17 protein-coding genes are annotated in these 19,601 nt (G+C 72.0%); 2 read left to right on the top strand and 15 right to left on the bottom strand.

All coding sequences use genetic code 11. The features are described 5' to 3' along the window. Positions 1-2: 2 nt before the first annotated feature. The 4 genes from NOSIN_RS04095 to NOSIN_RS04080 all read right to left on the bottom strand — a co-directional run bounded on the left by NOSIN_RS04095 (position 3) and on the right by NOSIN_RS04080 (position 3,584). The gene (locus NOSIN_RS04095; protein WP_143832847.1) at positions 3-1,196 is read right to left on the bottom strand and encodes a glycosyltransferase family 4 protein; all 1,194 of its coding nucleotides are present in this window, start codon (positions 1,194-1,196) and stop codon (positions 3-5) included. A gap of 8 nt (positions 1,197-1,204) precedes the next feature. Next, a complete protein-coding gene (locus tag NOSIN_RS04090) occupies positions 1,205-2,209 on the bottom strand; it encodes a phosphatidylinositol mannoside acyltransferase (RefSeq protein ID WP_077689449.1) in 1,005 nt (334 codons plus the stop codon). Between the two features lie 28 nt (positions 2,210-2,237). Next, complete coding sequence (gene pgsA, locus NOSIN_RS04085) at positions 2,238-2,864, bottom strand: phosphatidylinositol phosphate synthase (protein ID WP_077693394.1); 627 nt, start codon at positions 2,862-2,864, stop codon at positions 2,238-2,240. 144 nt (positions 2,865-3,008) lie between these two features. Further along, the gene (locus NOSIN_RS04080; protein ID WP_077689448.1) at positions 3,009-3,584 is read right to left on the bottom strand and encodes an HIT family protein; all 576 of its coding nucleotides are present in this window, start codon (positions 3,582-3,584) and stop codon (positions 3,009-3,011) included. 195 nt (positions 3,585-3,779) lie between these two features. Here NOSIN_RS04080 and NOSIN_RS04075 point away from each other — a divergent pair, with 195 nt between their 5' ends. Next, positions 3,780-4,238, top strand: a complete 459-nt coding sequence (locus NOSIN_RS04075) for a GNAT family N-acetyltransferase (protein ID WP_077689447.1) — start codon at positions 3,780-3,782, stop codon at positions 4,236-4,238. Between the two features lie 328 nt (positions 4,239-4,566). On the opposite strand, the gene NOSIN_RS04070 is transcribed toward NOSIN_RS04075, so the two are convergent. The 5 genes from NOSIN_RS04070 to NOSIN_RS04050 all read right to left on the bottom strand — a co-directional run bounded on the left by NOSIN_RS04070 (position 4,567) and on the right by NOSIN_RS04050 (position 11,450). After that, complete coding sequence (locus NOSIN_RS04070) at positions 4,567-6,273, bottom strand: DUF885 domain-containing protein (RefSeq protein WP_077689446.1); 1,707 nt, start codon at positions 6,271-6,273, stop codon at positions 4,567-4,569. 118 nt (positions 6,274-6,391) lie between these two features. Next, entirely contained in the window at positions 6,392-6,985 is a 594-nt protein-coding gene (locus tag NOSIN_RS04065; protein ID WP_077689445.1) for a GTP-binding protein, read from the bottom strand. 34 nt (positions 6,986-7,019) lie between these two features. Then, positions 7,020-7,436: a DUF742 domain-containing protein gene (locus NOSIN_RS04060; RefSeq protein WP_227014261.1), complete on the bottom strand. Its 417-nt coding sequence runs from the start codon at positions 7,434-7,436 to the stop codon at positions 7,020-7,022. 98 nt (positions 7,437-7,534) lie between these two features. After that, positions 7,535-7,936: a roadblock/LC7 domain-containing protein gene (locus tag NOSIN_RS04055; RefSeq protein WP_014909276.1), complete on the bottom strand. Its 402-nt coding sequence runs from the start codon at positions 7,934-7,936 to the stop codon at positions 7,535-7,537. 232 nt (positions 7,937-8,168) lie between these two features. After that, positions 8,169-11,450 carry a sensor histidine kinase gene (locus NOSIN_RS04050; RefSeq protein ID WP_077689444.1) on the bottom strand — a complete coding sequence of 1,094 codons (3,282 nt, stop codon included), beginning with the start codon at positions 11,448-11,450 and terminating at the stop codon, positions 8,169-8,171. A 719-nt stretch (positions 11,451-12,169) separates the two neighbouring features. Between NOSIN_RS04050 and NOSIN_RS04045 the strand changes: the two genes are divergently transcribed. Next, complete coding sequence (locus NOSIN_RS04045) at positions 12,170-13,339, top strand: D-alanyl-D-alanine carboxypeptidase family protein (RefSeq protein ID WP_227014263.1); 1,170 nt, start codon at positions 12,170-12,172, stop codon at positions 13,337-13,339. 113 nt (positions 13,340-13,452) lie between these two features. Here the strand turns inward: NOSIN_RS04045 and NOSIN_RS04040 are convergent, their stop codons facing one another. The 6 genes from NOSIN_RS04040 to NOSIN_RS04015 all read right to left on the bottom strand — a co-directional run bounded on the left by NOSIN_RS04040 (position 13,453) and on the right by NOSIN_RS04015 (position 19,185). Next, a complete protein-coding gene (locus NOSIN_RS04040; protein WP_077693392.1) occupies positions 13,453-14,118 on the bottom strand; it encodes a hypothetical protein in 666 nt (221 codons plus the stop codon). 79 nt (positions 14,119-14,197) lie between these two features. Next, on the bottom strand, positions 14,198-14,422 hold the full coding sequence (locus NOSIN_RS04035) for a hypothetical protein (RefSeq protein ID WP_077689442.1): 225 nt from the start codon (positions 14,420-14,422) through the stop codon (positions 14,198-14,200). 120 nt (positions 14,423-14,542) lie between these two features. Continuing rightward, positions 14,543-15,577, bottom strand: a complete 1,035-nt coding sequence (locus tag NOSIN_RS04030) for a LacI family DNA-binding transcriptional regulator (protein WP_077689441.1) — start codon at positions 15,575-15,577, stop codon at positions 14,543-14,545. Positions 15,578-15,723: 146 nt separating this feature from the next. After that, on the bottom strand, positions 15,724-17,121 hold the full coding sequence (locus NOSIN_RS04025) for a GH1 family beta-glucosidase (protein ID WP_077689440.1): 1,398 nt from the start codon (positions 17,119-17,121) through the stop codon (positions 15,724-15,726). Positions 17,122-17,497: 376 nt separating this feature from the next. Further along, a complete protein-coding gene (locus NOSIN_RS04020; RefSeq protein WP_077689439.1) occupies positions 17,498-18,232 on the bottom strand; it encodes a methionine ABC transporter permease in 735 nt (244 codons plus the stop codon). Beyond that, the gene (locus NOSIN_RS04015) at positions 18,229-19,185 is read right to left on the bottom strand and encodes a methionine ABC transporter ATP-binding protein (RefSeq protein WP_077689438.1); all 957 of its coding nucleotides are present in this window, start codon (positions 19,183-19,185) and stop codon (positions 18,229-18,231) included. Before NOSIN_RS04015 ends, NOSIN_RS04020 begins: the two co-directional genes overlap by 4 nt. Positions 19,186-19,601: the final 416 nt, after the last annotated feature.

The raw sequence follows: 19,601 nt of genomic DNA, 5'->3' as shown, positions 1-19,601 counted from the left end.
GGTCACGGTGCCCCCCGGCGCAGCAGGGCGGTGGCGCGGGGCCCGGTGTCCAGGCGCACCCCTTGGGGGTGGCCGTTTCCGGCCCCGCCCCACATCAGGACGGTCCGGTAGACGTGGGCGACGTCGGCGGCGACCGTGTCCCAGTCGTAGGCGCGCACCGCCTGGCGGGCGGACAGGGACAGCTCGGCGCGCCGCTCGGGGGCGTCCAGCAGCACCCCGGCGCGCTCGGCCAGGTGGGCGGGGTCGCCCGCGGTGAACAGCTCCCCGGCGGCACCGCCGTCCAGGACCGCGGAGAAAGCCGGGATGTCGCTGGCCACGACGGCCGCGCCGGCCGCCATCGCCTCGGTCAGGACGATGCCGAAGCTCTCCCCGCCCAGGTTGGGCGCGCAGAACACGTCGGCGGAGTGGTAGGCGCGCACCTTGTCTTCGTCGTCCAGGCGGCCCAGCAGCACGACGCGTTCGCGCAGGTGCTCGGGGACGGCGGCCATGGCCGCGGAGGGGTCCCCGGGGCCGGCCACCAGCAGGCGCAGGGACGGGCGCGCCGGCGCCATCAGCGTGAAGGCATCCAGCAGGACGCCCAGACCCTTGCGGGGTTCGTCCAGGCGGCCCAGGAAGCCGATCGAGCCGCCCTCACCCGGCCAGCCGGGCAGCGGCTCGGCCTGGGCGAACCTGCGTACCGACACCCCGTTGGGGATGAGCACGGCGTCCCCGCCCAGGTGTTCGACCAGGGTGCGCCGGGCCGCCTCGGACACGGCGATGCGCCCGTTGATCTTCTCCATCGCCGAGCGCAGCGCCGGGGAGCTGACCGCCATCGCCCGCGAGCGCGGGTTGGAGGTGTGGAAGGTGGCCACCAGCGGCCCGTCGGCCGCCCAGCACGCCAGCAGCGAGACACTCGGCGAGGAGGGCTCGTGGATGTGCAGGACGTCGAACCCGCCCTCGGCGATCCACCGGCGCACCCGCGAGGCGATCCTGGGCCCGAAGCTGAGCCTGGCCACGGAACCGTTGTAGGGCACGGGGACCGGCTTCCCGGCGGGAACCAGGTAGTCGGGCAGGCGGCTCCCCTCGGCGTCGCCCACCGGCGCCAGGACCGACACCTCGTGGCCCATGCCGACGAGTGCCTCGGCGAGGTCGCCGACGTGCTGCTGCACCCCGCCTGGGACGTCCCAGGCGTAGGGGCAGACCAGACCGACACGCATGGCCGCGGTCACCCGTTCCGTTCGTCGTGTTCGGGGGTCCCCGCCCCGCCGTGCTCCGCGGCACCGGCGCCGGGCGCGGGAGCGGCGGCCGCCTCGGCCCGCCCTCGGGAGGCACCGTCGCGCTCGCGTTCGTGGTCGGAGCTGAACACCGGCTGGAGCATGTGCCAGTCCTCGGGGTGCTCGGCGATCGCCCCCTCGAAGACGCGGACCAGCTCCTGGGTGGTGTTCTGGACGCGTTCGGCGCGGGTGGCTCCCCCGGCGACGGGGATCTCCTCGTGTACGCGGATGTTCCAGTACGGACCGTCGTACCAGAGCGAGACCGGCATCAGGGCGGCGCCGGTGTTCAGGGCCAGGGCGGCGGGTCCGGAGGGCACGCGCGCGCTCTCCCCGAAGAACTCCACCTCCAGGCCGCTGCCGCCGACGTCGCGGTCGGCGAGCAGGCACACCAGTCCGCCGTCGCGCAGCCGCCGGGCCAGGGTGCCCACGGTGCTGGAGCCGCTCCCGGTCAACGGCAGCACCTCCATGCCCAGGGACTCCCGGTAGGCGGTGAAGCGCTGGAACAGGCTCTCGGGGCGCAGCCGCTGGGCGACGGTGGTCAGGGGGATGCCGTTGAGGGTGATCCAGGCACCGGCGTGGTCCCAGTTGCCCATGTGCGGCAGGGCGGCGACCACTCCGCGACCGGACCGGATGTGCTTCTCCAGCACGTCGATGCCGGTGGCGCGGGTGCGGTCGAGGATGTACTCCTCCCCCATCGCGGGGAGGCGGAACATCTCGTAGTAGTAGCGCATATAGGACCGCATACCCGCGCGCGACAGAGCACGCAGCCGGGCGTCGGTCGCCCCGGGGCCGAGCAGGCGCCGCAGGTTGCGCTCCAGGCCGCGGGTCCCGGCGTCGTGGGCGCGCCAGGAGCGGTCGGCCAGGCGCCGGAAGACCGCCCGCCCCGCGCTCTCCGGCGCGCGGCGGACCATCGCCCAGCCCGCGGAGTAGGCCAGGTCGGCCATGCGTTCGTCCACGTCTTCTCCCCCGTACTCCCGGTCGCTGTCAGGCCTCGCCGCCGACGTCCCCGGCCTCGGCGGCGTCGGCGGGGTCGGGGTCGTTGAGGCGGGCCCGGGTCTCCACCAGGCGCTGCAGGACCGTGGTCAGGCTCATCACGGCGAGCAGCCACAGGCCCCCGGCGAGGATGTAGGGCACGCCCATCTCACTGAGGCCGACGGCGACCAGGATGACCACCAGGCGCTCGGTGCGCTCGGCGACGCCGACGTCGCAGTTGACCCCCAGTCCCTCTGCCCGGGCCTTGACGTAGGACACCATGAATCCGGTGATGAGACAGAAGAGGGTGAGACCGGCGAGCAGGGGGTCGTCGCCCTCCCCGATGAACCACCACAGGAGTCCGGCCAGGATGGCGGCGTCGGCCACCCGGTCCAGGGTGGAGTCGAGGAAGGCGCCGAACGCGCTGGCGCTGTTCCCGGCCCTGGCCACGGCGCCGTCGAGCATGTCGAAGAGGGCGAAGACGGTGATGACCACCGAGCCCGCGTACAGCTGGCCGCGCGGATAGAAGTACAGGGCGCTGACGACGACGCCGGTGGCGCCGATGATCGTGACGAGGTTCGGGGTGAGGCCGATGCGGGCCATGCTCCGGCCGAGCGGAGCGGTGACCCGGGAGGTGATGGGGCGAAGGATTCTCAGCATGTCTTCTTGGGATCGTAGGGCGGGAACGGTCGCGGAGGTGGGAACCGCACCGGTGGGGGTGGCGTGCCGCCGGACGCCGTCCGGGCGGGGCGGAAGGAGGCGCCGGTCTCCGGCCCCGGGCTCTCAGTCCCTGGGCCAGTGCTCGGCGAGCCTGGCCCGGGTCTGCTCCAGCATCTCGGGCAGTACCTTGGTCTGGCCGACGACGGGCATGAAGTTGGTGTCGCCGCCCCAGCGGGGAACGATGTGCTGGTGCAGGTGCGCGGCGATCCCCGCACCCGCCACGGTACCGAGGTTCATGCCGACGTTGAAGCCCTGCGGCCCGTAGGCGGCTCCCAGCGCACGGATGCCCGCCTGGGTGAGCGCGGCCACCTCGGCGGTCTCGTCCTCGTCCAGGGAGGTGTAGTCCGCGGCGTGGCGGTAGGGGCACACCAGCAGGTGGCCGCTGTTGTAGGGGTAGAGGTTGAGCACCGCGTAGGCCGACTTGCCCCGGGCGACCACGAGGCCCTCGGGGTCGGACAGTCCGGGGGCCCGGCAGAAGGGGCAGCCGTCCTCGGGTCGGGAGCCGGTGGGCTTGTTCTCCCCCTTGATGTAGGCCATGCGGTGCGGCGTCCACAGCCGCTCCCAGCCGTCGGGGCTCCCCGTCCCCGCGCCGGGAGGGTCCCCGGGACCGTTTCCGTGCTCGTTGTCGGCACCGCTCATGGCTCGTCCGTTTCCGTCGCCTGTCCGTACTCTCTCGCCCCACCAAGCATAGAAGCGCGGGAGGGAGGGCGCGTCGAGGGCGGTGGACCCGTGGGCGGCTCCGCGGGGGCGGTCCCGGCCCGGGGTGCTCCGGGCCCCGCCCGGGCGTCCCCGGGGGCACGGAGGAGCCGCGGAGCCCTCCCCCGACAGCCTCGTTTGCGTGATCGCACTGTCCCCGCCGCTCCGGCGGACCACGAGGCGCTGACCGCGTTCCTGCGCGGGGCCGACCTGACCCTGAGCGGGCTCGGCTCCCCGTCGGTACACCTGTGGAACGAACGGGACGCCGACGGAGCGGTCGCCGCCACCACGGGCTTCGAGCTCAGCGCCGACGGACGCGACGCGCTCATCCGCAGCGTGGCGGTCAGGGAGGACCGGCGCCGCGCGGGCGCCGGGTCCGCGCTGGCCCGGTACGCGATCGAGCGGGCCGCCGCGGGCGGCGCCCGGCGGGCGTGGCTGTTCAGCCGCCGCTCCGGTCCCTTCTGGCGCAAGCTCGGGTTCGAGGTCGCCGACCGCCACGAGCTGGCCCGCAGGCTGCCCGACACGTACCAGGTGCGCCTGTTCGGGGAGACGGGCCAACTCGACCGGGAGGTCGCCTGGCGACGCCCCCTCCCGTGAGACCTGTTTTGAGTGAAGCCGCAGCCCCAGGGGGTTGGTTCGGGCGTCCACGGGGTTCTGGAGGCGCCGGAGGTGGGACTGCGAGGAACGAGCCGTCGCACCGCAGGCGCCGAAGGTTCCCGTCCTCCGGACGCCCGAACACGGGCCGAAGCGAAGCGAAGGCCCAAAGAAAACAGAGGGTTGGTTCGGGCGTCCACGGGGTTCTGGAGGCGCCGGAGGTGGGACTGCGAGGAACGAGCCGTCGCACCGCAGGCGCCGAAGGTTCCCGTCCTCCGGACGCCCGAACACGGGCCGAAGCGAAGCGAAGGCCCAAAGAAAGCACACCCGCTCACAGCCCCAGCAGTGTGCGCAGGTGGCGCGGGGGCGGGCTGCCGTGGGCGAGCATCGCGTCGTGGCGCTGGCGCTCGGTGAGCGAGGGGCGCGCCGCCGCCAGGTCGCGGGAGATGTCGCCGACCTCGGCGTAGCCGACGTAGTAGGTGGACAGCTGTGCGCTGGTGAGCTGGGCCCTGCGCCACTTGCCGACGGCCTCGCCCTCCTCCTGGTGGCCGCGCTGGGTGAGCAGGGCGATCGCCTCGGACTCGGTGAGGTCGCCGGTGTGCAGGCGCACGTCCAGGATCGCGTTGAGGATCATGCGCAGGCGCATCTTCAGCTGCACCAGGCGCAGGGCGAGGTTCTCGCGGCGGTCCCCCGACCAGCCGTGGCGGGCCATCGCCTCCTCGGCGTAGACCGCCCAGCCCTCCACGAAGGTACCGCTGAGGAGGACGTTGCCCACCCGGGTCCCGCCGGTGTGGCGGGCCGCGTGGGCCAGTTGCAGGGCGTGGCCCGGTACGGCCTCGTGGACCATGAGGTTGCGCAGCATGCACCCGTTGTACTCGCGGAGGAACGACTCCCTCCGCTCGGCGGGCCAGTCCGCCGGCGGCGGGGACACCGCGATCAGGGTCGGCTGCTCCCTGAGCCGGGGGTCGGGCGGGGAGGGGACGACCGCGCCGGAGGCGTCCGTGGAGGGCGGCGCGGGGAGGCGGGCGGGCGGATCGCAGTAGGCCACGGAGATCCCCCGGCGGGACTCGGGCATCGGGACGATCCGCACCGGGTCGTCGTGGACCGTCACCATGTCGAGTTCGCGTACCCGCCCGTCCAGGTGCGCGAGTGCGTCGGCGCAGACGGGGCGGACGGTATCGGCGCCGGTGGCGTTCTCGTCGGCGAGCGCGGAGAGCACCTCGGCCACCTGCCCCCGGCGGCGCGGCGTGCCCTGGTACTCGGCGGCGGCCTCGGCGATCGCCTCCTCGGTGGCGAGCAGGTCGCTCTCGGCGCGGACCAGGAGCGCCTCGGGGGACAGCTCGGAGTCGAGCGTGTACCAGAGCTGGGCGGCGAAGTCGCGCTCTCCCAGGCGGGGGTCGGCGGTGGCGTCCTCCAACCGGCCGCGCAGCCAGGCCGTGTACTCCTCCACGGCGGCCAGGGCGGCCTCGCGGGCCGGTTCCACCTCGGAGGCCGCGGACGGCTCCTTCGCGGCCAGGGCGGGCACGTCGGAGAGGAGCATGGTGCGGGCCCCCTCGGCCTGCGCCAGGGCCGTCTCCACGTGCACACGGGGCATCCCGGGGCCCTCGGACAGGCGCGAGCGTGCGGTGGCGAGGTAGTCGGGGAGCGCGGCGCAGCGCGCGGCGAGCGCCGAGAGGCGCTCGGGAAGGGGGAGGGTGTCGCGTTCCAGGAGGGCGTGGAGGGCCTCTCCGGGCGAGTGCAGGAGCGGGTCCCACGTGTGCGGCCGCAGCTCGGCGGTGTGCCACAGGTCGGCGCTGACGCGGGTGCGCAGTACCTCCAGGTCGACCAGGTCGCCCTCGGGGATCAGGTCGGCGTCGATCTCGTCCAGGGAGCCGAGGGCGTCGGTGAGTACGCCGACACGGCGCACGTCGGCGTCGGCGGAGTGGTCGGACAGGCGGGCGGCGCCCCGGGTGTCACCCAGGTCCAGCGCCCACTCGGGGGCGTCGTCGAGCAGGGCGTCGAGCACGCGCTCGGCCACCTCGCGGAACCGCCGGGTCATCGCCTCTGCGTCGGGCTGGGAAGAGCTCATTGCGCCATGATGCCAGCACGGACGCCCGGTTCCCGACTTGCGGGAACCGGGCCGTGCTCTGTGCGGGACCCCGGCCCGGGTGGCCCTCCTAGCGCCAGGAGTTCTGGCCGCCCGTGGATGTGGGCTGTCCGGCGGCGCCCTCGGGGTCCCCCACCGTGATGGCGTGTTCGACGAGGGTGATGAGCGTCGACTTGGTGGAGGCACGGTCACGTGCGTCCACCTGGACGATCGGGATCTCGGGACTGAGAGTCAGAGCGTCCCGGACCTCGTTCGCGGCGTGGGGGTAGTAGCCGTCGAAGCCGTTGATCGCCACGATGAAGGGCAGGCGCGCCTCCTCGAAGTAGTCGATCGCGGGGAAGCAGTCCGCCAGGCGGCGGGTGTCCACCAGCACGACGGCGCCGATCGCGCCCTTGACCAGGTCGTCCCACATGAACCAGAACCGGTGCTGTCCGGGGGTGCCGAACAGGTACAGGATCAGGTCCGAGTCCAGGGAGACACGACCGAAGTCCATGGCCACGGTGGTGGTCTGCTTGTCCGGCGTCTTGGCGAGGTCGTCCACCCCGACACTGGCGCTGGTCATGACCGCTTCGGTGGTCAGCGGCACGATCTCGGAGACAGAGCCAACGAATGTCGTCTTCCCGACACCGAAGCCCCCGGCGACGACGATCTTGACCGACGTCATCGCGTTCCCCCCAGCACCGCCTTCCTCGGCTGGGCTAGAGCTTGCGAAGTCCACTGAGCACCCTTTCAAGCAGGTTGGTGTTGGGACGGGCTTCATTGTTGAGCGAGGACCTGATCTGGACCAGTCCCTGCTCGGACATGTCCGCCACAAGCACCCGCGCCACACCGAGCGGCATCCGCAACAGCGCGGAGATCTCCGCCACGGAACGCCACTCCCGGCACAGGTCGCTGATCGCCTGCCACTCGGGCGTCAGCGTCCCAGACTCGTTGCGGGCCGCCGCGGTGGCCGAGATCAGAGCTTCCAGGGGAAGCTGCGACTTCGGCTTGGTGCGGCCCTTGGTCACCGCGTAGGGGCGGACCAGAGAACTGGGCGCGCTCCCCGCGGGGGGTCGTTGTTCGTACGGTTGTTGGATTGGTCGGGGAACATCTCCGCCGCCCGGAACCGCCGGCATTCCCCCCGTGGGGGGACCGCCCGGCTGTTGTCCGAACCACGAGGCGCTCCCGGCATCTCTACTGTGAGGTGCCACCACTTCCTCCTGTCGGTGGTGGTTCAGTGGATTCCCGAGGTGCGCGCCGTTGGTGTCAGCGCCCGCCCCGCCCGCTCGACGAGCAGAGTCATCTCGTACGCGACCAGGCCGAGGTCGCTTTCCGCCGCCGCCAGGACCGCGAGGCAGGAGCCGTCGCTGATGGCCATGATGAGCATCAGCCCCCGCTCCATCTCCACGACGGTCTGGGCGACCGCGCCACCCTCGAACACCCGGGCCGCGCCCTGCGTCAGACTCGACAGGCCGGAGGCGATCGCCGCCAGCTGGTCGGCCCGGTCAGCCGGGAAACCCGCCGACGAGGCCAACGGGAGGCCGTCAGAGGAGACGACGATCGCGTGGGCGACATCGGGGACCCGGTCGGCAAAGTCAGTGATCAACCAGTTGAGTTCATTCACCTGTCGACTCATCTGATCTCCTGTCCAAATTCGCCGGCTGATCTGTGGGCACTGCTACCGCCGGCACAGCATGTGACAGCACTGCCTCTACGAGCTGCCCGGCCCCTCCCGCGGGGGTGACCGGGAGTCTGGTGTTCCGCTCTCGTCAAGCTACGGGTGTGGCGCGTCCGAGAAGCTCGGTCGATGCTATTGCATCCGGCCCCTGTGGATAAGAGGGACCCCGTCCCACCAGGTTTCACTGGAGTCATCCCTCCGTCGGACCTTCGCCGAGCCGGTTCCGGCCCTCCCGGACGCCCTTCTGGAAGCCCGAGAAGCGGTTGCGGACACGGTCCGCGCTGCGTACGGGCATCTGCTTGAAGTTCTCCGGCTTGGGTGCCGTCCCCGGAACAAGGTTTGCCTTGGGGACCCGTTTTGGCAAGCCCGAGGTGGTCAGCCCGCCCGCGAGGGGCTCGGCCGCGGTGCGTGCGGCCTTCCAGCCGCGGTCGGCCGCCGAGTTCCACTCCTGCTCGGAGTGGGTGCTCTGCTCGGTGCGCGCCGCCGTGCTCCGGTCGGCGCCGTTGCTTTGCCGGCGCTGCCCCTTCTCCGCCGAGACCTGCTGGATCGGCCCGGTCTCGGTGGTGTCCACGGTGGGACCGCCGCTGCGGCGCTTGAACCAGTTGGACTCGATCGCGTCGAAGATCGGCAGCGAGTCGCTGTCCTCACTCGCCGGGGACGGCGGCACGACCGTGTTGTTGGGCCCCTGGGCGCCGCCGTAGCGGCGGGAGAGGTAGGCGGTCGAGCCGTAGCCCTCCCTGGAGTCGGTACCGCCGTCGGAGCGCCGGTTCCCCGTGTCGGAGGGCGGCGGGGTCTGTGCGGCGCCGCCGTTCCAGTCGGAGGAGACGGCCGGGAAGGTCTCGGTGTCGTCGCCGCGGACCGGGGCGGCGGAGCCCTCGTGGGCGCTGGTGTCCCGGCGGAACAGGTCGCCGCCGCCGGCGCCGGAGTGCTCCTGGGGCGGCGTTCCGGTGTTGCCGAAGCCGTCGTAGGAGTCCTTCGCCCCCGCCGGCTGCCGGAAGGCGCCGGTGTCGGTGACCGGGCGGCGGAAGGCGCCGGTGTCGGTGGTGGGACGGCGGAACGCTCCGGTGTCGGAGGGCCTGCTGAAGGACCCGGTGTCGGAGGAGCGTCCCACGGAACCGCTGTCGCCGAAGGACGGGCCGCCGCCCGCGTCGGAGCGGGGAGCCGGGTCGAAGAGGCTGCGGCCGCCGCTCTCGGGCTGCGGGCGCTGCGGCTCCTCGTCCTCGGGGACGTCGTAGGGGTCGACGACCGTGCGGCCGCCGTCACCGGCGCCGCCGCCGGTGGTCCCCGCCCCCCGGGTGGTGTCCCACACCGAACCCGAGCTCGACGCGTTGCCCCACAGGTCCTGGCCGCTGGGCGGGTGCTCCTCGGTACGGGCGCCGCCCGGCTGGCGCTTGGGCAGTCCGCCCAGCTCGCCGGGGCCGGCCCCGCTCTCCTGGGTCTGCCAGGGGTCACCCGGCTCGGCGGGCGCCTGGGTGGAGGCGAAGGCCGCCTCGGCGTCGGCGTAGGTGTTGGGCGCACCCGAGGTGAGCTCGGGGCGCTGGTCCGCGCCGCCCAGGGAGTGCTGCCCCTCGACGGGGGTGATCAGCAGGTCCGGCGGGAAGACGACGTGGGCGGTGATCCCGCCGCCGTGCGCCTCCTCCAGGCTGAGCTTGACACCGTGGCGGTGGGCCAGGCGCGAGACCACGAACAGGCCCATGCGGCGCGAGACCGCGACGTCGATGACCGGCGGGGCGGCCAGGCGGGCGTTGACCGCCTCCAGGTCGTCGGCGGCCATGCCGATGCCGCTGTCGGTGACGTCGACCTGGACGCCGCCGTCGTCGAGGCTCTTGGCGCTGACCAGGACCTCGGTGTCGTGCGGGGAGAACGAGGTGGCGTTCTCCACCAGCTCGGCGACCAGGTGGATGACGTCGTTGACCGGGCGCCCGAGCACCGAGATGTGGGAGGGGGCGCGCACGTTGACGCGCTCGTACTGCTCGACCTCGGAGACGGCGCCGCGCAGGACGTCGACCAGCGGGATGGGCTGGGCCCACTTGCGGGTGTTGTCCTGGCCGGACAGGACCAGCAGGTTCTCGTTGTTGCGGCGCATGCGCGTGGCGAGGTGGTCCAGCTGGAACAGGTCGGAGAGGCGGTCGGAGTCCTGCTCGGACTGCTCCAGACCGTCGATGAGGCGCAGCTGCCGCTCCACCAGGGTCTGGCTCCGGCGGGACAGGTTGACGAACATCGCGTTGACGTTGCTGCGCAGGGCGGCCTCGTCGGAGGCCAGGGTCAGGGCCACGCGGTGGACCTCGTCGAAGGCCCGGGCCACCTCACCGATCTCGTCGTGGGTCTCGACCTCGATCGGTGCGACCCTGACGTTCTCGGGGACCGTCCCGGCCTCCTGCATCCGGTTGATCGCGTCGGGCAGGTCGCGCTCGGCGATCCGGCGTGCGCCGTCCTCCAGGGCGCGCAGCGGGCGCACCAGGGAGCGGACCACGAGGGAGGTGAGGATGAAGACCGCGAGGAGCACGACCGCGACGACGAAGAGGTCCATCAGGGCTCGGCCCATGGCCGCGTCGCGCAGCGTGTCGGCCTCGGCGGCGATACCTTCGGCGAGCCCCTCCTCGACCTTCTGGAGGCGGTCCAGGGCGACGTCGGCGATGGCCCTGTAGTCCTCGGGGCCGTCGTTGGCGGTCACACCGGTGAGGTCGTCCTCGCGGTCCGCGCGGTACATGACGCGCATGCGCATCGTGGAGACCTGGCTGACCTCCAGGCCGGTGAAGTTGTTGTCGAAGAGGGTGCGCTGGTCCTCGCTCGCCGCCTGGACGAAGTTGGAGATCTCGTTCTCGTAGCGCGCGCGGCTGGAGTCGATGGCCTCGGCGATACCGCCGGTCATCGTGTTCCGGGACAGGGCGTGGCTCATCAGCGCGGTCTCGTACGAGAGCTGGTCGCGCGCGTTGGACAACGCGGTCAGCGTGCGCACGCTCTCGCGCAGGGCGGTGTCTCCGGTCGCGTCCGCGATCGTCTGGTTGAACTCGGCCAGACCGCGGGTGATCGTCCGGTACTTGGTGACGACCGGCAGGACGGTGATGCGCGTCTCGTCGACCTCGGTGCGCAGGGACTCCAGGGTGGAGACCTGGCTGCGCATGGTGGACAGGCGGGTGGCGGCGTTGCCCTCGACCTCGCCCATGTCCTCCAGCTCGGCCTTGAGGGACTGCTGAAGGTCGCGGGAGGTGTCGCGCTCCTCCTCCAACTGCTGGCGCAGCTCCTCCGACCGCCGCTGGGGGTCGGCGTTGTCGGAGATGTAGATCGCGCTGGCGGAGCGCTCACGACCCAGCTGGTTGGCCAGCTGCACGATGAGGACGCCCACCTCGGCGCGGTTCTGGATGTGGGCGTGGGTGACGGTGGAGACCGCCGCCTCGTAGACCCGCAGACCACCGAGCGCGAGCGCTACCGCGGTGGGAATGACGATGAGGGCCACCAGTCGGGAACGCACCCGCCAGTTACGTGGCCGCCACCAGTCGGCTCTGCGCTGGGGCGTGGCATCGGCATGTTCGGCCTGCGCTGCCTCGCTCTGCGCGCTGGCCCCGTTTTTCGTCGCTCGTGTCGACACGGACCCTCGCAACCTTTCGTGTCACCGCTTCGAGCGGCTGGTTGGACCCCAGGGGCCGACCACTCCGACCGAAGAATCTTCGGGAAAGCCGGTATAGACCAAGGTCCACCGAACCGGGAGCGGTGGGGAATGTGGGGAGATGTGAAGACTGTCCGCCGGACTCGCCTGGGAGGAGAAGAGCCGCGCACCCCAAGGTTTCCGTGTAGGTGCACGTGCGGTGGATAGCGTATCAATGGGCGGGAAGGACTCGCTTCGGCGGTTTGACGGCGATCGACGAGATCATCTTCGGTTGCCCGGAATCATAATGCCCACAATGTCGGCATTATGACCAACCCAGCAGGTCAGACACGGGGACCGAAACCCCAAGGGACACCCAGGTAACTTTTTGGACACACCGCCAACTTCTCCGCCAACACCACCCTGACATGACATCGTGACAAGACGTATACGCAGGTCCCGGGGAGGAAGCGGAAATGCGTCCCTCGTCATGCCCTGACACGAGCACGTTCGGTGACAAAGCACAAGCGAAGGGTTTCACGCGTGTGCGGATCAAGGACGCCTTCCGGCGCGCCTTTTCGGTCAGTACCGCGCTGCCAGTGGGGATGGCGGTGCTCCTGGCCCTCTCCGCCGCGGCGCCCGGAGGCGCCGACGACTCCGGCTCCGCCGAGGTGACCACGCTGGGCGACGTGCGGGTCGAGCTGGCCGCCCTGCGCGCGGACATGGAGACCCTGCGCCAGGAGGCCTCCGCCAGGATCGAGGAGTACCAGGCCGCACGTGAGCGCCTGGACGAGCTGGTCGAGCGCAGGAAGGCGGCCGACGAACGCGCGGAGAGGGCCGACGAGCGCGGCGAGGCGGCACGCCTGGCCGCGGCCCGTCAGGCCGCCACCGCCTACAAGGGCGGTGGCCTGGGCATGGTGAACGCCTGGGCCGGCCCGGAGGGCCCCGAGGGAATGCTCGAACGCGGTGCCTACCTGCTCCTGCTGGGCGAGCACCGCGAGGCCGACGTGGACCGGGCCGAGGCCGCGCGTGTGGCCACGGACACCCTCGCCGGGATCGCCGAGACCGCCGAGCAGGAGCAGGACGAGGCGGTCGAGGCCGCGGACGCCGCCCGGGAGGAGGCCGTGCAGGCGGTCGCCGACCAGGAGGCGGCGGTCGAGGAGCTGCTGGAGGAGCAGACCCGGCTGGAGGCGCGGCTCGCGGAGGCGCGCGACGCCGAGGCCGAGGAGAGGCAGCGCGAGGAGGCGCTGTCGGACGCGCGCTCCGCGGCGGGGAACGCAAAAGGCAACAATGACCATTGGCGCAATAACAAAAAGAAGAAAGGTGACGGGGAGACGCACTCCACAGCGGAGAATGCGAGCAGCGGATGCACCGCGGGCGGCGCGGCCGTCCACGCCAACGGACACCTCCCGGAGTCGGTGCTGTGCCCCCTGCCCCAGCCCGGCGAGCGGCTGCGGGCCGACGCCGCCGAGGCCTTCATCGAGCTCGACGGCGCCTACCGGCAGGTGTTCGGGCGGCCGATGTGCGTGGCCGACTCCTACCGCCCCTACCACGAGCAGGTGTACCTGTTCCAGCAGATGCTGCCCGGTATGGCCGCCAAGCCCGGGACCAGCCAGCACGGGCTGGGCGTGGCGGTGGACCTGTGCGGCGGCGTGAACCGGCTGGGCACGCCCGAACACGAGTGGATGCTGGCCAACGCCCCCGACCACGGCTGGCACAACCCCGCCTGGGCGCGCGGCGGCTTCGAACCCTGGCACTGGGAGTTCACGCCCTAGGAGGCGTCCGGACACGGAGGGCGCCGCGCCGCAGGCGTCCGTTGGGGGTGGTGGAGGGCGACGGGCGGGCGAAGCGGAGCGGAGCCCCCAAGAAAGCACCAGGGCGGCGGCACTCAGACCTGGGAGCCCACCCGGACCTCGAAGGTGCCCAGCGCGTCGGCGTCCACGAACAGTTCGTCGTCGGCCTCCAGCGGCGGTGTGGCCACCGGCAGCAGCGCGCGCACGCCCGCGGATCCGGACACCAGCCACTCGTGGTCGGGGGCGACCAGCCCGCGGCCCAGTTCGCGGTCGTCCACCGAGGCGCTCATCCGCAGCGGTTCCCCCGCGACCTCGTCGGCGGTGACCAGCACGGGGCCCAGGCTCAACTGCACCGGCCGCCCGGCCCGGTCCAACCACAGGCATGCGGGCGTGTACGCGCTCACCGGGCCCCCTCCCCCGGCGACGGCGGCCACGCCCACCCTGGCCGAGCGCGCGTCGGGCGGCACGGCGTCGTCCACGCCCCGCACCAGTCCGGGCGCGACCTCCCACACGTCGTCGCCCGCCCGCACGGCCACCGGGGCGGCCGGCACCACCGGGGCGCACATACGCGCCTCCGGCTCGACGATGATCTCGATCGGCGCGTCGAGGGCGCGCCCGTGGGCCGCGCCGAGGGCGTCGCCGCCCGCCTCCAGCAGGTCGGCGAGGCGCTCGGCGCCGGGGCTGCCCAGTACGTCACCGTCGTCCAGGGCCCCGAGGCGCTCGCCACCGCCGCTCGGCGACAGATAGGTCACCCAGCGCATGTACGTCTCCTTGTCCACCGCGGAAGCGGTCCGGGGCGTGTCGGTACAGCGGGCAGGTGTCCGCCGGGCACGCCCCACCTCAGTGGGCGGCGGTCGGACTGTGCTCCTTGCCCGTCCCCGCGCAGCCGCGGCAGGGCTCGTCGACCCGGAGCCAGACGATCACCCCGCTGCCGTCCCGGTGCGGCTGCTCCGGCCGCCACCAGCCCGTTCCGGAGCAGAACCGGCAGTCGACGCCGTCCTGCTCGCACCATCCGCACGAGGAAATCGCACACCGGGCGTGTGTCGGTTCCCGCATCGGGTCCATGCGCTCCCACCGTCTCCCGCGAAATCGCGACCAGCCTTGCACAGCGGTCGCGTGCGCGTCCAGCGGGGGCGGCGCGAACGGGCGGGTCAGAGCCCTCCTGAGCCGTCCGTTCCGGCTTGCTCAGCCCGACGCGCGCACCACCAGGTGGGTGTCGAGCATGATCGTCTCCGCGTCCCTCTCCCGCGGGATCGCCACGTCCACCAGGAGCCGCGCCATCTCCTGGCCCATCTGCACCGTGGGCTGGTGGATGGTGGTCAGCGGCGGATCGCAGTGCTGGGCCATGACGGTGTCGTCGTGACCGATCAGGGCGATGTCCTCGGGCACGCGCAGGCCGCGGGAGCGCAGCACGCGCAGTCCGCCGATGGCCATCATGTCGGAGGCCACGAACACCCCGTCGGGGTCCGCCCCGCTGTCCAGCAGCCGCTCCATCGCCTCCGCGCCCCCGTCCACGCTGAAGTCGCCCTGGACGACGAGCTCGTCGCCGACCTCGATCCCGGCGGAGGACATGACCTCGCGGTAGCCGCGCAGCCGCTCCACACCGGCGTTCATGTCCTGGGGGCCGGTGATGGTGGCCACCCGCCGGCATCCGCGGTCCAGGAGGTGCCGGGTGGCCGCCTTGGAGCCGCCGATGTTGTCGATGTCGACGCAGAAGGGCGCGGGCTGGTCGGGCGAGTGGGGGCGTCCGCCGTGCACGACGGGCACACCGGCCTCGGCCAGGCGGGCGGAGAGCGGGTTGTCGCGGTGCAGGGACACCAGCAGCGCCCCGTCCGCGTGGAAGCCGCTGAGGTAGTCGCCCACGCGCTTGTGCTCGGACTCGGTGCGGGCCGTGGTGAGCATCAGCTGCAGGTCGCGCTCGTGCAGGACCGAGCTCACGCCGCGGATGATGTCGGCGAAGAAGGGGTCGGCGAACAGCCGGTCACGGGGCTCGGAGACGACGAGCGCGATCGTGTCCGTGCGCCTGGTGACCAGGGTGCGCGCCGCCTGGTTCGGGCTGTAGCCGAGTTCGGCGATCGCGCTGTGCACGGCCTCACGGGTACGGGGGCTCACCTGGGCGGAGCCGTTGATCACACGCGAGACGGTTCCACGTCCGACCCCGGCACGTTGCGCCACCATCTCCAGGGTCGGACGCTTCCGACCCTCACCGATCTTGACCACTTGCGGGGCTCCCTCTGGGATCGTGTGCCGCGGCCCGGCATCGCACCGGGCCGCGGCCTGTTCGACGGGCGTTCTTTTCCTACCCGCCGGAAACGACTGTGTGGGGCGCCCCGTGAGACACCCCACCGTCGTCCGTGGTTCACCGCTTAGCGCTCGGGGAAGACTCCCGTCTTGGCCAGCTCGGCGTACCAGTGCCCGCTGTCCTTGACGGTCCGCTTCTGGGTCTCGTAGTCGACGTGCACGATCCCGAACCGGCGGGAGTATCCCCACGCCCACTCGAAATTATCCAGGAGTGACCAGGCGAAGTATCCACGCAGGGGCACTCCGGCCTGGATCGCCTCCTTGGCGGCCCTCAGGTGGCCCTCGTAGTAGTCGACTCGGTCGGTGTCGTTGACCTCGCCGTCCTCGGTGACGGTGTCCTCGAAGGCACACCCGTTCTCGGTGACGTAGAGGTCGATGCCACCGCTCTCCCCGGCCAGGCGCATGAGCACGTCGTACAGGCCGGTGGGGTCGATCTCCCAGCCCATGTGGGTGACGGGCAGGCCCTGGGAGACGTGCACCTCCTCGGGCTCCGCGCCGAGCCAGGCATCGCCCTCGCCGCTGACCAGGGCGGGGTCCAGCCCCTTGGCGGAGGCGGCGACGAACTCGGGTGAGTAGTAGTTGACGCCCAGGAAGTCCATGGGGGCGGAGATGGTGTCCATGTCCCCGTCGACGAGGAAGGAGAAGTCGCTGACCTCGGCGAGGTCCTCCCTCAGGTCCGCCGGGTAGCGGCCCTTGAGCAGGGGGTCGGTGAAGACGCGGTTGCGCACGGCGTCGGCGCGGCGGGCGGCGCGGGCGTCGGCCGCGCTGGGCCCGTGGGGGCGGATGACCGCCTGGTTGTGGGCCAGGCCGACCCGGGCCGGGTTCCCGGTGGAGCGGATCGCCTCGGCCGCCAGACCGTGGCCGAGCAGCAGGTGGTGGGCGGCGGCCAGGGCCGCGGCCGCGTCGTGGTGGCCCGGCGCGTGGTGGCCGTTGTGGTAGCCGAGGAAGGCCGCGCACCAGGGCTCGTTGATGGTCATCCAGTTGCCGACGCGGTCGCCGAGGGCGTCGGCGACGACCTGGGCGTAGTCGCGGAAGCGGTAGGCGGTGTCGCGGTGGGGCCAGCCGCCCGCGTCCTCCAATGCCTGGGGCAGGTCCCAGTGGTAGAGGGTGGCCCAGGGCTGGATGCCGGCCTCCAGGAGGCTGTCCACCAGTCGGTCGTAGAAGTCGATCCCGGCCTGGTTCACGGCGCCCGCTCCCTCGGGGAGGATCCGCGGCCAGGCGATGGAGAAGCGGTACGCGCCCAGGTTGAGCCGGCTCATGAGCGCGACGTCCTCGGCGTAGCGGTAGTAGTGGTCGTCGGCGGGGTCGCCGGTGTCTCCGCCCAGGATCTTGCCGGGGGTCTCGGCGAAGGTGTCCCAGATGCTGCGACCTCGGCCGTCGGCGGTTGTGGCGCCTTCGATCTGGAACGAGGCGGTGGCCGCCCCCCAGAGGAAGCCCTCAGGGAAATCGTTGCGGTTGCTCACTGCTTGTGTACGCACCTTCCATGACGAGGGGACATCGTTTTGGGAGCGCTCCCATAAAAGAAACAGAGAAGTACCTTGGTGTCAATCAACACACCTGGCACCGCAACCCAACCGTTACGGGCCGAAAGCGGTGGTCGCGCCGGTGCCCTCGCCGGATCCTCGTGCCCTCCGTGGTCGCGGCTCTCGGGCCACCGCTCCCCGACGTCCGCCAGAATGTGTCCCTCGTGGACCTCTGCGAGACATCGACCGTTATGAGTTGTATCAGACCCTATGCGGCGAAGTCTTCAAAAAAGTCCTGTTCACCGCGCTCCCCCGTCGCCGGTGGGACCGCCCGTGGACGCGGAAGGGTCCCCGCGGCCCCGGCCGACGACTCCCGTCAGCGTCGGGACAGCCTGCGCACCAGCAGGTCGCCCAGGCTCTGGGCGATCTGCACGATCACGATGAGCAGGATGACGGTGGCCCACAGGTAGTGCTCGTTGAAGCGCTGGTACCCCTCGCGGATGGCCAGGTCGCCCAGGCCGCCGCCTCCGATGGCACCGGCCATCGCCGAGTAGGAGATGAGGGTGACCACGGTCATCACCAGGCCCGCGATGAGGCCGGGGAGCGCCTCGGGCAGCATGACCTTGCCCACGATGGTGGTGCGGCGGGTGCCCATGGCGTGCGCGGCCTCGACGACCCCGCGGTCCACCTCGCGCAGGGAGGTCTCCACCAGTCGGGCGAAGAACGGGATCGCTCCGATGCTCAGGGGCACGACCGCGGCGGTGGGCCCCAGGGTGGTGCCCACCAGGAATCGGGTCAGGGACAGCACCGCCACCATCAGCACGATGAACGGCAGCGAGCGGCCGACGTTGACGATCCCGCTGAGCACGGTGCGCACGGCCGGGGCGGGGGTGAGGCCGCCCCGGTCGGTGGTCACCAGCAGCACGCCCAGCGGCAGGCCGACGAGGACGCTGAAGACGGTCGCCCACAGCACCATGTAGACGGTGTCCAGGGTGCCCAGCCACAGGTCGGGCCACATGGCGGGCCACGCCCGGACGAAGGCCGCGACGGAGTCCCAGGCGCTCGCGCCCTCCGTCGCGGCGGCGATGACGAGGGAGGGATCGGTGGTCACTTCGCGGCCTCCTCGACCAGCAGGCCGTGATCGGACAGGTAGGTCAGCGCCTGGTCGCGGCGGTCGCCCCGCAGGTCCACGCTCAGGCGGCCCACGGACTGCCCGGCGACCTTCTCCACACCGCCGCCGAGGATGTTGACGTCCACGTCGAAGCGGCGGGTGAGCTCGGACATGAGCGGCTCGTCGAAGGAGCGCGGGTAGGTGACGTAGACCGTCTCCGGCCCGCTGTGGGCGGGCAGCGGGAAGAGCGACCGCGCCAGCAGCGAGCCGGGGGTGCCGATGAGGTCCAGGACCCGCCCGGACTCGCGGAACCCGCCGGACTCCATGATCGCCGCGGAGTCGCAGATCCGTTTGATCACGTTCATCTCGTGGGTGATCAGCAGGATGGTCAGGCCGAGCTCGTCGCGCAGGCGGCGCAGCAGGACGAGGATGGACTCGGTGGTTTCGGGGTCGAGCGCGGAGGTGGCCTCGTCGCTGAGCAGCACCTCGGGGCGCGAGGCCAGCGCGCGGGCGATGCCGACCCGCTGCTTCTGGCCCCCGGAGAGCTGGGAGGGGTAGGCGCGCGCCTTGTCGCCGAGCCCCACGAGTTCGAGGAGTTCGCCCACACGCGCCCGGCGGCGGGCGCGGTCGACGCCGGAGACCTCCAGGGGAAAGCCCACGTTGCCCGCGACGGTGCGCGAGGACAGGAGGGCGAAGTGCTGGTGGACCATGCCGATGCCGCGGCGGGCCGCGCGCAGGCGGGCGCCTCGCAGCGCGGTGAGCTCCTCGCCCGCGACGTGGACCGTTCCGGCGTCGGGGCGCTCCAGGAGGTTGATCGAGCGCAGCAGGGTGCTCTTGCCCGCGCCGCTCTGGCCCACGACCCCGAAGATCTCGCCGGGCTCGACGTGCAGGTCGACCCCGTTCAGGGCGTTCACCCGGTGCTTCTTCAACCGGTAGGCCTTGTGCAGGCCCACTGCGTCAATCACGGTCTTCCCATCGGCGTGTCAGCGGTGGTGTCACGACGCGGCCGCCGGCAGCGGCCGGCTCCACACGGTGGTCCGCCCAGGTGGGCGCGGTGGTCGCCTGGTCGTACGCGGGATCCCCCACGTTTTCAACACAACCATGGGCATAGGAGTCGGTTAGCCGGAATCGCCCCCTTTGGCTAGGTTATGTAAGCCACATCGAGGCTCTCGGCGCACGGTGGAATCGTCCCGTCTCTCCCGGTTCCCCGTACGAGTGCCTACACTCGGGACCGTCCCGCTTCCTCCCGCCCCCATCCGCAGGCGCGCGGGAGAGCCGGGGCTGCCGGGCACACCGACAGCCGCGGACCCCCCGTCCGGGAAAGACGAGAAACAGTGCCCGTCCCGCCCCCGCTGCCCGCGGAGAGGCG

Origin of the sequence: Nocardiopsis sinuspersici (genome assembly GCF_001998325.1) — a bacterium.
GTDB classification, from domain to species: Bacteria; Actinomycetota; Actinomycetes; order Streptosporangiales; family Streptosporangiaceae; genus Nocardiopsis; species Nocardiopsis sinuspersici.
Note: the sequence above shows the minus strand (reverse complement) of the source record. Positions and strands in the feature narration are given on the sequence as shown.